7 protein-coding genes and 6 pseudogenes are annotated in these 13,428 nt (G+C 66.8%); 6 read left to right on the top strand and 7 right to left on the bottom strand.

Annotated elements, in window-relative coordinates:
* Positions 1–1,440: 1,440 nt before the first annotated feature.
* The 3 genes from OIE75_RS32135 to OIE75_RS32145 all read right to left on the bottom strand — a co-directional run bounded on the left by OIE75_RS32135 (position 1,441) and on the right by OIE75_RS32145 (position 5,145).
* Positions 1,441–2,817, bottom strand: a complete 1,377-nt coding sequence (locus OIE75_RS32135; RefSeq protein ID WP_329472111.1) for an IS1380 family transposase — start codon at positions 2,815–2,817, stop codon at positions 1,441–1,443.
* Positions 2,818–2,951: 134 nt separating this feature from the next.
* Positions 2,952–3,770 (bottom strand): IS5 family transposase, encoded by an 819-nt coding sequence (locus OIE75_RS32140; protein ID WP_329473039.1) that lies wholly within the window; start codon positions 3,768–3,770, stop codon positions 2,952–2,954.
* Positions 3,771–3,903: 133 nt separating this feature from the next.
* Positions 3,904–5,145 (bottom strand): IS701 family transposase, encoded by a 1,242-nt coding sequence (locus OIE75_RS32145; protein ID WP_443078407.1) that lies wholly within the window; start codon positions 5,143–5,145, stop codon positions 3,904–3,906.
* Between the two features lie 141 nt (positions 5,146–5,286).
* Between OIE75_RS32145 and OIE75_RS32150 the strand changes: the two genes are divergently transcribed.
* The 6 genes and pseudogenes from OIE75_RS32150 to OIE75_RS32175 all read left to right on the top strand — a co-directional run bounded on the left by OIE75_RS32150 (position 5,287) and on the right by OIE75_RS32175 (position 10,128).
* The gene (locus OIE75_RS32150; RefSeq protein WP_329473041.1) at positions 5,287–7,236 is read left to right on the top strand and encodes a hypothetical protein; all 1,950 of its coding nucleotides are present in this window, start codon (positions 5,287–5,289) and stop codon (positions 7,234–7,236) included.
* A 425-nt stretch (positions 7,237–7,661) separates the two neighbouring features.
* A pseudogene (locus OIE75_RS32155) lies at positions 7,662–7,880 on the top strand (transposase); the annotation flags it as partial.
* Positions 7,881–8,057: 177 nt separating this feature from the next.
* A pseudogene (locus OIE75_RS32160) lies at positions 8,058–8,349 on the top strand (transposase family protein); the annotation flags it as partial.
* A 28-nt stretch (positions 8,350–8,377) separates the two neighbouring features.
* A complete protein-coding gene (locus OIE75_RS32165; protein ID WP_329473042.1) occupies positions 8,378–9,112 on the top strand; it encodes a CDP-alcohol phosphatidyltransferase family protein in 735 nt (244 codons plus the stop codon).
* Positions 9,113–9,122: 10 nt separating this feature from the next.
* A complete protein-coding gene (locus tag OIE75_RS32170; RefSeq protein WP_329473043.1) occupies positions 9,123–9,248 on the top strand; it encodes a hypothetical protein in 126 nt (41 codons plus the stop codon).
* Between the two features lie 124 nt (positions 9,249–9,372).
* Positions 9,373–10,128, top strand: a pseudogene (locus OIE75_RS32175) (transposase family protein).
* 21 nt (positions 10,129–10,149) lie between these two features.
* Here the strand turns inward: OIE75_RS32175 and OIE75_RS32180 are convergent.
* The 4 genes and pseudogenes from OIE75_RS32180 to OIE75_RS32195 form a co-directional block, all read right to left on the bottom strand.
* A pseudogene (locus OIE75_RS32180) lies at positions 10,150–10,955 on the bottom strand (transposase family protein).
* Positions 10,956–11,048: 93 nt separating this feature from the next.
* Positions 11,049–11,465, bottom strand: a pseudogene (locus OIE75_RS32185) (transposase family protein); the annotation flags it as partial.
* A gap of 105 nt (positions 11,466–11,570) precedes the next feature.
* A pseudogene (locus tag OIE75_RS32190) lies at positions 11,571–11,904 on the bottom strand (helix-turn-helix domain-containing protein); the annotation flags it as partial.
* Positions 11,905–12,425: 521 nt separating this feature from the next.
* The gene (locus tag OIE75_RS32195) at positions 12,426–13,193 is read right to left on the bottom strand and encodes an IS5-like element IS1373 family transposase (RefSeq protein ID WP_329474011.1); all 768 of its coding nucleotides are present in this window, start codon (positions 13,191–13,193) and stop codon (positions 12,426–12,428) included.
* Positions 13,194–13,428: the final 235 nt, after the last annotated feature.

Genomic DNA, 13,428 nt, shown 5'->3' on the forward strand with positions numbered 1-13,428 from the left:
GCTGACGGGTTGAACCGAGCTCTGCATATTCCCGTAGTACATGCAAGATGTGGGCCCCGGTGCCCCCACCTTGGCGTCCCATTCGTGAAGATTTAGTGCGAAATAGGTGGCACGTGATGCGGGCAGGTGAGAGGTAGCAAATGGAGCAGAATTCCGACAGGTCCTCACGGGGTGACGGTCCATCTCTGTCAATTCCGGGCTATTCATCGGCTCATCAGGAAGGGGCGGATTCCCGGGAACCTGAGGATCGCCGGCACACATATGGGCCAGTTTTCGAAATTATCGACAGTTATGCGATCGGGGAATCGCAAGTGGGTAAGCCGCCTCCGTCCCATCAGGAGGCGGAACGTTTCCCTGCAGTGAAATTTTCGTTGGACGGGGGATCTCCAACCCTCGGACCCGACGCGCCTCCGATCGTTCCTGCAGATACCAGAGCGGGATTTTCGTTGGACGGGGGATCTCCAACCCTCGGACCCGACGCGCCTCCGATCGTTCCTGCAGATACCAGAGCGGGATTTTCGTTGGACGGGGGATCTCCAACCCTCGGACCCGACGCGCCTCCGATCGTTCCTGCAGATACCAGAGCCGAGCGCCCTCGCTCTGCCAGCCCACCGCACCCCCCCGGCGATATGCGATCAGCCGGCTTCGGCATGAACCCGCGGCCAGCTCCTGCTCCACCGTCACAGCCACCCACTCCACCGTCACAGCCACCCAACAGATTTGCGCAACTTGCGAATATCTTACTGCCCGCGGGTAATAGAGGAAATTCGGGGAGTAGTAGCGTACGGCAAACCCGTGGTACCGAACAGCAACATCATAAGTTGGTCAAACCTCAGGCAACTCGTAAGAGATGAGTGAGCTCTTTCAGCGTTGCCGGGTCTTCAAAATTGAGCGGTGCGGAGTTGTCCGAGGCTTGACGGCTGGTGGCGCAGCGTGTCCGTAGCCGTTGGGTGTCTCGGCATTGCACGGCCAGGCCGCATACCAGCGGGACCACCTTGACCATCGTTTCATGATGCCGCTAGGTTATCCCGAGATAGATCGTTCTATCTCCCGGGTTCGGCGTCATTTTCCGATGTCATCCACGGCTGGCGCAGCACTGTTCGGGAGGTGCGGCCTAGTTCGTCACGCTTCTAAAGGCTGTTGCACAACGGCTGGTCGATCTTCCGGGTCTCCTTGCTGCGGCGTTCCAAGACGGCAGGAAGGCGGGCATATTCGGGCAGTTGACCTTGCTATCGATGATTGGATCTGAGCGAGATCGCCGTTGTGCAACACCCTTTAGCCTCGATCTTGCGTGACGGTCCGCCGACGGAGTCGGTGGACCGTTTTCGTGCTGTGGGCTGAGGCTGGGCAGGTTGAGGGCCCGAGTGTCGTCTCGGATGGACGCCGGGTTCCACTGCTCCGGCCGGAGGGTTCTCTCGTAGGGGCGGATGAATCCGCTGCTCATCCCGGGTTCGGCAGGAGTGCGAGCCGTTCGAGGGCGGCAGTGATGTGACTGGTCCAGGGCCAGTGCTGGGCCAGGCGGAGGATTTGCCGACGGCCGGTGGTCACGAGCTGTCCGGCCGTGGTGAACAGGCGGAGCCGCAGGCGGCGAGGTTCCCAGAGACGGGCCTTGCCGGTCAGGGCGAGCATCGGCATCCAGGCCAGCAGGTCGAGAGCGATCTGCACGATCTCCAGCCAGATCCGGTTCTGGGCCGTGCGGTGCAGAGGAAGATTCCGCAGGCCGGTGGCCCGGGCGGCCCGGATGCGGTCCTCGGCCCGGGCCCGCAGCCGGTGACGGAGCTCGAGCTCGGCGATCGGCCGGCCCGAGGTGTTGGTGGCGAAACAGGTCAGCCGCATGCCGTCCGCGTCCGTGAGCCTCAACTGGGCCCCGGGGTGCGGTCGTTCCTTCCTGACGATCAGCCGCATGTCCTTGGGCCAGCCGTCCAGAACGTCGCCGGTGAGTTCAGCGACCCAGGCGCCGTCGCGGATCTCGCCGCCGGTCTCGATGGCCGCCGTCCAGGCCGAGGCCGGAACCTTCAGCACGTGCTGGTGGATCGCGTCGGTGATCACCATGCCGACCGAGTAGGACAGCCACCGTCCCCGCTGGGCGAGCCATGCGACGAAGTCGTGAGTGCCGCCCGCGGAGTCAGTGCGGATCAGGGTCCGGCGCCCACGCCGGTACTTCTTCGGCAGCTGGGCCAGCGCCAGTTGGGCGGCGGTGACGTGGTCGGACGCGGTGTTCGAGCCCGCGTTTCCTGGTCTGAGCAGGGCCGCGACCGGTTCCCCCGTGCCGCCCGGTCCGTGGTCGACGAAGCCCATCAGCGGGTGATGGCCGTAGGTCCGCTTCCAGGTGGGTGCGGCGTCCTCCTTGTCCGAGTGCGCGATCACCAGCACCCCGTCGAGGTCGACGGTCACCGCCCCGCCCGCATCAGGCGCTGCCCGTCCGGCCAACCGCCAGGCACGTTGACGGACTTCAGCCCGCGCGGAACGGATGGCCCGCAGGGCCTTCTCCCCGGAGGCTGCGAGGGTGTCGATGAGGCGGGAGACCGTCGGGTCGGAGGCGACCGGCCCGAACACGGCCGGCTCGGCCCGCAGCATGCCGATATCCGCCAGGCAGTCCCCGCCCATCGCGACTGCCAGCGCGAGGTCCAGGAGGATCTTCCCGGGATCGTGGACGGCCCGCGGCTTCCGCCAGGGCGCCAGGGCTGCGGATATCGCCTGGTCAAGGCCCGTCTTGCGGACCGTCTCCAGCAGCAGGACCGCACCGGCCTGCGAGACCACCTGCCGACCGTCTCCCTGGACACGGACACGCGGGTACGACGAGATAGGCTCTCTCACCTGGAAAGTGCTCTTTTCCTTGCAGCCAACAGGACCCTCAGCAAGTCCTATCGTTGCAGGTCAAGGGCACTTTCCGTGTTTCTGATCATCTCTTGGACAGCCCACCTCGCGAAAGCGCGAGGTTAGACCGTGTCCTATGTGGTGAGGCGGAGGAGTCGTTTGTAGCAGCAGATGGCTGCGGCGAGGCCGAGGAATGCCAGGTAGTTGCGGGGATGGTGCTCGTAGCGGTGGTTGAGTCGGCGGTAGCCGGTCAGCCAGGACATGGTCCGCTCGATCACCCACCTGCGGCGCCCGAGTCGCTCGCTGGACTCGATGCCCTTGCGGGCGATGCGGACGCCGATGCGTTTCCCGCGGAGCCATTTCCGCAGTTCAGGTATGTCGTAGGCCTTGTCGGCGTGCAGGCGCTGGGGCTTGAAGTGACGTCCGCGGTGGGGGTCGTGTCTCGTTTGGTGGCCGAGCACCATGGGCTTCAGGGCCCGGCTGTCATGGGTGTTGGCCGCGGTGATGCCGACGACGAGGGGCAGTCCGCTCGCATCCGACAGGACGTGCATCGTGGAACCCGCCTTACCCCGGTCCACGGGGCTCGGACCGGTGAGTTCGCCCCCCTTTTTCGCCCTGACGTGGGCGGAGTCGAGGACGGCCCGGGACAGGTCGAGCAGGCCGGCGTCGTCGAGGCGGTGCAGGATCTCCTCGTGCAGCCGGCCCCACACCCCGGCCCGCGACCAGATCAGGAACCGGCGATGCGCCGTGGACTTCGATATCCCGAAGCAGGGCGGCAGGGCCCGCCAGGCACACCCACTGACCAGGACGTAGATGATCGCGGCGAACAGCGTCTCATCAGGTGTGTCCTGCGTCCCACCACCCTGTGGCCGCACCTTCAATGGCGGGATCAGCGGCTTCGCGATCTCCCACAGCCCGTCCGGCACAATCCAACTCCACGCACCCCGCCCCATGACCAACCCAACGACCAACTGACCATGTAGGACACGGTCTAATACTCCAGCAGCGGTTCGTGTTCTGAGCTGCGTTTTCGGTAGTGGCAGCGGCGGGCGACGGCCTGGCGGTGTCTTCTCCAGGCCGACCACTTCAGTGCGTGGGTGACGGGGTCGCGGTCGGCTCGTGGGTGGGGCAGGAGAGTGTCCAGGAGTCGCCGGATTTCTGCCACGGTGAGCGGGACGAGGGCTGATCCGTTTCTGCAGCCCCCTTTGAGGCCTCGCCGGCCTGGGCGGCGAGTGCGGTCAGGACGGCGTGGGCGAGCATGGCCAGGGTGATGTGCCGGTACCAGCCGGGATGGCGGCGGACCTCGTAGTGGTCGGGGCCGCATTCGTTCTTGGCGGCCTGGAAGCACTCCTCGATCGCCCAGCGGGAGCCGGCCACTCGGGCCAGCTCGGCGATCTCGACGCCGACGGGGGCGTAGGCCAAGTAGTAGGCCACCTCTTCGGGATAGGACAGGCTGCGGCGGGCCATCACCCAGCGGTGATGGGGCGGCGGGTCGGGGTCGAAGACGAGGTTGGCGGGCAGCTCGGCCGCGGCCCGGTCGTAGACACGCGGGCCCTTCGCTCCGTCGCCGCAGGAGAGTCTCTGCCAGGCATCGGCAGGGGCGTCCTCGATGAGCTGGTCGATGCGCCAGATGCCTGCCAGGGACTTGATCTGCTGCGACTTGGGCACCGCCACCACATAGCCGACGTCGCATTGCTCGAGCAGGCGGCGGAAGTGCCAGTCCTGCCCGTAGGCCTCGTCCGCGGTGAACCACGTGGCGGGCAGACCCGCACCGAGGCACCGGCGGACGATGTCCCGGGCCAGTTCACCCTTGGTCGCAAACGCCCGCTCATCAGGGATTTGCGCCGCCCGGCAGCGGTCGCGGTCGGACGTCCAGGCTTTGGGCAGGTAGAGCTCGCGGTCCACCAGGGCCCGGCCCGAGCCGGTGGCGTAGGCGGCGAACACCCCGATCTGGCAGTTGTCGATCTTTCCCGGAGTGCCGGTGTACTGCCGGCCCACCCCGGCCGACGTGGTGCCCTTCTTGATGAACCCGGTGTCGTCGATGATCAACACGCCATCGGGGCCGAGACATTCGCCGACGTAGGCACGGACATCGTCGCGCAACGCGTCCGCGTCCCAGACACTGCTGTTCAGCAGCCGCTGGAAGCCGTCCGGCGTGCGGTGACCTGCCCATTCCGCGAGCTGCCAGCCGTTCTTCCGTGCCGCTCGGCCCAGCACACCGCGGACATAGTCCCGCATCCGCCACCGCAGATCCGCCCGAGCGAACCGGCCCGCCACCCGAGCGAACACCGAATCCAACTCCGCAGCCCAGCAACCGACTTCAGTCATCCCCTCCATACCAGGACAACGACAACCACCAGCTCAAGACACGAAACGCTGCTGGAGTACTAGGGCAGGCGGGTGTTGAACCGTCGGGCGGTGTGCTGCGTTGAGGGGGGTGTTGTCGGCGGTTTGCGTATGGAGGATGTCATGGATCAGCAGGCTCCCCTTCAAGGGCACGCTCTGGGGATGGCCCGGTTGTACGGCCTGAGCGGCGAGCCGGAGCACCCCGCCCAGGTCCCCCTCGGCCACCTCCCCAAGCGGAGCAGGAAGGACGCGCCCGCGTGGGAGAACGCGGCCCGGCAGCGGATGCGTCATCTCCTCGACCCAGAGACGGTGGTCAGTGAAGCGGAGAGAATGGTGCTGGCGGATGCGCAGATCCCCCTGAAGCCACGGCCGAACAGGGCGGGTTACCACATCGACCCGGCGGTAGCGCGGCACAGTGACGACACCAGGGCGGCTGCGCATGTCAGCAACGCCACGGGGATCGCACGGCTGTACGGCCTGACCCGCGAGCCGGAACACCCCGCCCAGGCCCCCCTCGGCCACCTCCCCACGCAGAGCAGGAAGGACGCGCCCGCGTGGGAGAAAACGGCCCGGCAGCGGATGCATAACCTCCTCAACCCTGCGAGCGCGGTCAGTGAAGCGGAGGGGAAGGTGCTGGCGGATGCGCAGATCCCCCTGAAGCCACGGCCGCAGGGAGCGGGTTACTACATCGACCCGGCGGTAGCGCGGCACAGTGAGGACACCAGGGCGGCTGCGCATGTCAGCAACGCCACGGGGATCGCACGGCTGTACGGCCTGACCCGCGAGCCGGAATACCCCGCCCAGGTCCCCCTCGGCCACCTCCCCATGCGGAGGAAGGACGCGCCCGCGTGGGAGAAAGCAGCCCAGCAGCGGATGCATCATCTCCTCCACCCTGCGAGCGCGGTCATCAGTGAAGCGGAGATGAAGGTGCTGGCGGATGCGCAGATCCCCCTGAAGCCACGGCCGCAGGGAGCGGGTTACTACATCGACCCGGTGGTGCCGCGGTACGGTGACGACACCAGGGCGGCTGCGAATGTCAGCAACGCTCTGGGGATGGCACGGCTGTACGGTCTGAGCGGCGAGCCGGAATACCCCGCCCAGGTCCCCCTCGGTCACCTCCCCACGCAGGCCAGGAAGGACGCGCCCGCGTGGGAGAAAGCGGCCCGGCAGCGGATGCGTAACCTCCTCAACCCTGCGAAGGTGGTCAGTGAAGCGGAGGGGAAGGTGCTGGCGGATGCGCAGATCCCCCTGAAGCCACGGCCGCAGGGAGCGGGTTACCACATCGACCCGACGGTAGCGCGGCACAGTGAGGACACCAGGGCGGCTGCGAATGTCAGCAACGCCACGGGGATCGCACGGCTGTACGGCCTGACCCGCGAGCCGGAACACCCCGCCCAGGTCCCCCTCGGCCACCTCCCCACGGGGATCAGGAACGACGCGCCCGCGTGGGAGAAAGCAGCCCGGCAACGGATGCGTAACCTCCTCAACCCTGTGAAGGTGGTCAGTGAAGCGGAGGGGAAGGTGCTGGCGGATGCGCAGATCCCCCTGAAGCCACGGCCGCAGGGAGCGGGTTACTACATCGACCCGGCGGTACCGCGGCAGCGGGACTTCTTGTCCGGTGTGGTTGTCGGCGGTGTGCAGCCCGGGCTGGGGCTGCCCGGTGCGGGGGCTGCACAGTCTTGGAGCGGGGCCGCTGTGCCGCTGCCGGGAGTTCTGCCTGCCTCGGACGAGGCGCAGAACCCAGTGGGGAACTATCTGGTGTCCGCGGCCGGTTCCGGTCAGTTCTCCAGTCCCCAGGCCGGTCACCAGCCGGGCCCTTCCCAGGAATTCACCAGCAATATGCATCGCCGCGAGTTCGATAACGCTTTTGCGCCGGCTGTGGCGATGGACATGCAAGCGTGGCAAGAGTTCAACCAGTGGGCTCAAAGGCGGGGAGGGCAGCCTGCCGGAGAACCCGCGGCACCTCCAGGATTCGGGGCCCAGGATGGTAGGCACGGCATACCGGGCCCACAGTTTCCGGGCGGCTACGAGAGTTCAAGGCCATCGTCACAGGGACGTCGCGTTGCCAGGTGACGGGGAACGTGTGACACCACAGCCGGACCACCGCACCGGGAACACCACGGCCTGCAACCCCCGACGCCGACGGGCTTGTCCGAACCGTTCGCACCGCCCCGGCTCCGCCACCGTTGCACCGCACTGCAAGGCGAAGGGAAAAGAAGTTGAGGTCACAGGCGGCGGCGTTCAAGCCCTGTTACTGGACGGGGGCGCAAGGGGTGTCGGCGAGGCTGAAGGGTGGACAAGTTCCGGCGCTTGACTCTGTCGGGGATCTTGGAGTTTCCCGTGGGTCGGCGTGATCAACGGGCATGCTCGGGGCTGTTCCGCAGGCCGATGTAGTTGTTGGGGTGTTCGTTGTCTCTCCATCCCTGTTCTGGTGAGCAAGTCCCTTCTCTGACCGCGCAGATCGTGCGGTCGAGCAACTCGGACGGTACGACAGCGATATGCGAGATCAATTGGACGGGCTCTGGCACGACGAAGACTTCGTCGGCTGGTACCCCGCGCGACGGACGTCTCGGTCTGTCGCCCGCCCAGTTGGCGACCGTTGCGTACTGCATTTCGTGCTGGGTCTATCGGATCAGCAGGCGGCGGAAGCGGTACGCTGCCGCATCGATTTCAAGTACGCGCTGGCAATGGAGCTAGACGATCCCGGCTTCCACCACAGTGTGCTGGCCGGCTTTCGCGAGCGCATCGCCCGGGGCGACCGCGCCGACAGTCTTCTCGATCTGGCGCTCGCTCGCCTGAAGGAGGCCGCGCTCGTACGCGAACGCATCACCCAGCGCACCGACTCCGCCCACGTCCTGGCCGCGGTGCGTGACCTGACCCGCCTGGAACTGGTCACGGCGTATCTGATCCTGGACAGCACGCTGCTGCCGATCGACCGCATGGCCGCGGACCGGCCGTTCTTACTCCGGAAGGCACAAGAAGCATGAGAAAATTGTGCAGGTCATCGCAGACCCCTTCGGCCAGTTGTTGTGGGCCTCACCGGCCCCGCCCGGTGCCCTCCATGACGTCCGAGCTGTCCGTGAACACGGCATCGTCGACGCCCTCACCGAAGTTGACATCCAGTGCTGGGCGGACAAGGGGGACAGGAGCGCCGGTGGCACGGTCCGTGTACGAGCCAAGACTCGTACAGCAGGAGACCGCTGTGGGGGCGGGTATGCAGGTGCTGCTACTGGCCCTGATCGGCACAGTGATCGGGATGGGGCTGACGGGCTGGCTGACCGGCCTCGCGTTCGCGGTCGCCACCTGGGCGGTGCTCTCCCGGGCCTTGCACCGCTCCGGGCTGCGCTCGTTCGGCGCAGCGAACCGGGTTACCCTCGGCCGGGCCACCCTCGTCGGCGGTGTCACCGCCCTTGTGGCGGACTCCTTCCCGAACTCGCCACCCGTGTCGCCGTTCGTCAGCCTGACCGCGGTGGCGCTGATCCTCGACTGGATCGACGGCAAGGTGGCCCGCCGCACTGGCACCTCTACCCCGTTGGGCGCGCGCTTTGACATGGAGGTCGACGCCTTCCTCATCCTGGTGCTGAGCGTGTACGTCTCGACACAACTCGGCCCATGGATCCTCCTGATCGGCGGCATGCGGTACCTCTTCGTCGCCGCCGCACGGGTCTGGCCCTGGCTCACGGCGGCGCTCCCGCCGAGCACCGCCCGCAAGACCGTCGCCGCGCTGCAGGGCGTACTCCTGCTGCTGGCGACCGTCGAACTGCTGCCATACGCGGCGAACTTCGCAGTGGCGGCGCTGGCCCTGGTCCTGCTCGTCTGGTCGTTTGGCCGGGATGTGCTGTGGCTCTACCGCAGTCAGCGCAGCGCGACTGCGGCACCACGAGCAGGCCTGGGTCGCGCGGCAGATACAGGAACTACTGAGCTTTTCGCGGGTCCGGTGGGTGGATAGTGAGTCCGGTGTGGGTGAGGAAGGACCATGGCAGTTGTGGGTTGGTGTTGATGCGGTTGATGCCTTGTACGGTGGCGTCGGCGACATCGGCGAGGTGGTCGTCGGCGAGGTTGGCGAGTTCGCGCTACTTGAGTGAGCCTTTTCAGCGTGGCCGCTGAACGGGTGATGGTGCTGCTGGGGAGGAGGGACCGCAACGCACGAGGCTCCCGTGCCGTTGAGGGAGGTGTTCGAAGTCTCAATCCATCGGCACAGGAGCCTCGTTGGTTCTCTATCCTGCCGCACTCGACCTGTCTCACGCCTTGGTTGCGTGGGTCACGATGCTCATCGTCACCCTTGAGGGGGACCGGCGATGCAAGCTCCCGCCGCACCAGCGTGCGCTGGTCGCCCTGGTGTATCTGCGCCGTCACGACACCCTCGCGCGCATCGCGGCCGGCTTCGGTATATCCGTCGGTACCGCTCACGCATACGCCACGGCCGTCGTCGGTCTGCTCGCCGGCCGGGCTCCGGGCCTGCTGAAGGTCCTGCGCGAGAGCGACCCGGACTTCGTGCTGCTGGACGGGACCCTCGCCGAGTGCGACCGGACCGGCGACGGCCGTGGGCCGTGGCGACTACCCGGCCAAGCACCGCCGCCACGGGGTGAACGACCAGGCCGTCACCGACCCCACCGGCAAGGTGCTGTGGATCTCGCCCGCGCTGCCGGACCGCACCCATGACCTGACCTCGGCCCGCCCCCACCGGATCATCCGGATCTGCGACGACAGGGCGCCCCCGCCCTGGCTGACCGCGCATACCAGCGCGCTGGCCCTTGGGCCACCACCGGGCTCAAACCACCACCCGGAGGCGAACTCACGCCCACACAGCGAACTGTCAACCGCGCACCGGCCCAGGCTCGAGCTCCCGTCGAACGCGGCATGGCACAGCTGAAGTCCTGGCAGATCTTCCGCAGAGCCCGCATCAGCCCCAACCACATGACCGTCATCGCCAAGGCCCTCCTCACCCTGGAGAGCCAACGCTGAAAGAGGCTCACTGAACCTCTTTCATCCTGAATAGCTGCAGTTCAGGAGTGTGTGGATGGCCTGGACGATGGTGCCGATGCGGCGGGCGGAGCATCTGGCTCGCTGGAGGACTCGCCAGGACTTCAGCTGCGCGAAGGCGCGTTCTCCCGGAGCCCTCAGGCGGGCGTGGTCGCGGTTGAACTGCTGGTAGTGCTCGGGCTGTTCGCTGTGGTGGTAGTACGGGGTGCGGATGGTGGCGCCGGCGCCCTGGTAGGCGCGGTCGGCGAGAACAAGGATCTGCCGGGTGAGGCAGGCCTGGACGATGCCGTGGGCGCGAGCCGCGGTCAGATCGTGGGTCCGGCCCGGCATCGCGCGGGAGAACCACAGCGGTGTGCCGTCGGGACGGGCGATGACCTGCACGTTCATGCCGTGCTTGCGGTGCTTCATCGAGTAGTACGGCTCGTCCGCGCGGATCCGGTCTGTGGAATCAGGGTGCCGTCAACGATGACGAAGTCGCCCTCGCCCAGGCCGGTGAGGGCTTCGTGGAGGCCGGGCGCCCAGGAGACCAGAACGTCCAAGGTCTCGTCCACGTACCGCCAGGCCGTGGCCTGGGATATCCCGAAACCCGCTCCGAGCTGCGAGAACGTCTCGTTCTTATGTAGATGGACCAGCGCGAGCAGTGCCTGCTTGAAGCAGCCGAGCTTGCGCCAGCGAGTGTTGCGGGCCCGGCGGTGCTCGTACAGCAGCCAGGAAACATGCTCAACCAGCTCATGCGGGACGTCGAGCGTGGCAGGATACGGAACCAACAGGGCCCCTTCGGTCGCCGGTGTGTTGAGTGGAATCACCACGCCAACGACCAGGGGCCCTGCCTCGTCACCACTCCCGCTGACCAGCCCATTTCACCCTCCAGCACAGGATGAAAGAGGCTCACTGAGCCTCTTTCAGCGTTGCCTCTCCAGGGTGAGGAGGGCCTTGGCGATGACGGTCATGTGGTTGGGGCTGATGCGGGCTCTGCGGAAGATCTGCCAGGACTTCAGCTGTGCCATGCCGCGTTCGACGGGAGCTCGAGCCTGGGCCGGTGCGCGGTTGACAGTTCGCTGTGTGGGCGTGAGTTCGCCTCCGGGTGGTCGTTTGAGCCCGGTGGTGACCCAAGGGCCGGCGCCCTGGTATGCGCGGTCAGCCAGGGCGGGGGCGCCCTGTCGCTCGCAGATCCGGATGATCCGGTGGGGGCGGGCCGAGGTCAGGTCATGGGTGCGGTCCGGCAGCGCGGGCGAGATCCACAGCACCTTGCCGGTGGGGTCGGTGACGGCCTGGTCGTTCACCCCGTGGCGGCGGTGCTTGGCCGGGTAGTCGCCACGGCCCACGGCCGTCGCCGGTCCGGTCGCACTCGGCGAGGGTCCCGTCCAGCAGCACGAAGTCCGGGTCGCTCGGCGGTGCTTGGCCGGGTAGTCGCCACGGCCCACGGCCGTCGCCGGTCCGGTCGCACTCGGCGAGGGTCCCGTCCAGCAGCACGAAGTCCGGGTCGCTCTCGCGCAGGACCTTCAGCAGGCCCGGAGCCCGGCCGGCGAGCAGACCGACGACGGCCGTGGCGTATGCGTGAGCGGTACCGACGGATATACCGAAGCCGGCCGCGATGCGCGCGAGGGTGTCGTGACGGCGCAGATACACCAGGGCGACCAGCGCACGCTGGTGCGGCGGGAGCTTGCATCGCCGGTCCCCCTCAAGGGTGACGATGAGCATCGTGACCCACGCGACCAAGGCGTGAGACAGGTCGAGTGCGGCAGGATAGAGAACCAACGAGGCTCCTGTGCCGATGGATTGAGACTTCGAACACCTCCCTCAACGGCACGGGAGCCTCGTGCGTTGCGGTCCCTCGTCCCCAGCAGCACCGTCACCCGTTCAGTGGCCACGCTGAAAAGGCTCAGTTATGCCCTCCATACCAGGTCAACGACAATCGCCAGCTCAGGACACGATCCGCTGCTGGAGTATTAGTGTTGTCGGGAGAGTCAGCCAAACAGTCGGGCGAACCCGCCGGCAAGTCCGTGAAGATCGCGGGCAATGTCGCGACGGGCTTCACGCAGCTCGCGGACGTGTTGAATTACGGGCCATCCGCTTGGAAGACTGCGAAGAATGAAGGACTGGTTGCGGCATTACCGGATATACGTAAGACAGATTTTTCAATTGGCCAGCATGGGAGCAGTAGTGGCGGCTGCCATTTACAAGGGAGGTGAGAGTCCGGCCGCTAATGCCGTTGCGGCCGGAGCGAGTATGTTCGCGGCACTGGCGGCGACTAGAGGTTGTCCCGTATGGAGTGTGAGTTATCCAGTGAGGGCCAGGTTGTGCAGTCGGGCGATGCCGAGCATGGCCTGGTGAACTCCGTCGCCCTTGAGTCGGCAGTCCCGCAGGATCTTCCAGTTCTTCAACCGCGACAGGGCGTGTTCCACGCGCGCTCGTGCCCGGCGATGGACGGCGTTCTCTGCCTCCTGCGAGGGGCTGAGGTGGCTCTGGCCTCGTCGTTTGCGGTGCGGGATCAGGAGGCCGGTGCCTTGGTAGCCGCCGTCGGCAAGGGTCGGGGCGCCGCGGCAGGCCCGATCGATGCCGGACTCGGTGAAGGCCCGGCAGTCGTTGCGGCTGCCGGGCAGCGGGAGACCGATGGCCACGACCAGGCGGCTGTTGGCGTCGATGACGACCTGCAGATTGGTCGAGTACCGGTAGTTCTTGCTGGACGCGGCGACACTGCGGTCGCGGGTGGGCACCAGAGTGCCGTCGACGATGTAGACGGTGTCCTTGCGCGGCCGCCGCGCGGGCGAGATGGCCAGCAGCGGTGCGAGATGGTCCAAGATGCGGTCGGCAGCGGACTTCGAGACTCCGAACAACGGCGCCACCTGCCGCAACGTGAGGTTCGTGCGCCAGTACGTCGCCACCAGCAACACCCGGTCTTCGAGCGACAGCCGCCATGGTCGGCCACGCTGAACGTCGCCACCTCGGCGCCGTACCAGTGCCACCAGCCTCGCAAACTGCACCTCGGTCAGACCCGCAAACGGCTCGATCCACTTCGGATCATCTGCTGAGATCACCCCACCCATGCCCGACCAACGCACCAGCAGCACCACCGGTTACGGGACAACCTCTAGCCCGTCAAAAGTAGAGGAGGGGACGCGGCAGCGATACCGGGAGGAGCACTTCCTCGGGAATCCCGGAGCTCTCGAATCCCAGTCCGATTTGCCAGCCCTTGGTCTTGGGGCACAGTCCACCGGCCTCACCACACTCACCTCGAGCGCTTCAACGGGCACCGGCATCTACTCCCAAGGTAGCGCCCCG

Origin of the sequence: Streptomyces sp. NBC_01723 (assembly GCF_036246005.1) — a bacterium.
Taxonomy (GTDB): Bacteria; Actinomycetota; Actinomycetes; order Streptomycetales; family Streptomycetaceae; genus Streptomyces.

What these genes read in the sequence shown, in the direction of transcription:
- OIE75_RS32150 (WP_329473041.1), top strand. Translation starts at nt 5,287, where the DNA reads ATGGATCAGCAGGCTCCCCTTCAAGGGCACGCTCTGGGGATGGCCCGG.
- OIE75_RS32195 (WP_329474011.1), bottom strand. Translation starts at nt 13,193, where the DNA reads ATGGGTGGGGTGATCTCAGCAGATGATCCGAAGTGGATCGAGCCGTTT.
- OIE75_RS32140 (WP_329473039.1), bottom strand. Translation starts at nt 3,770, where the DNA reads ATGGGGCGGGGTGCGTGGAGTTGGATTGTGCCGGACGGGCTGTGGGAG.
- OIE75_RS32145 (WP_443078407.1), bottom strand. Translation starts at nt 5,145, where the DNA reads ATGACTGAAGTCGGTTGCTGGGCTGCGGAGTTGGATTCGGTGTTCGCT.
- OIE75_RS32165 (WP_329473042.1), top strand. Translation starts at nt 8,378, where the DNA reads ATGCAGGTGCTGCTACTGGCCCTGATCGGCACAGTGATCGGGATGGGG.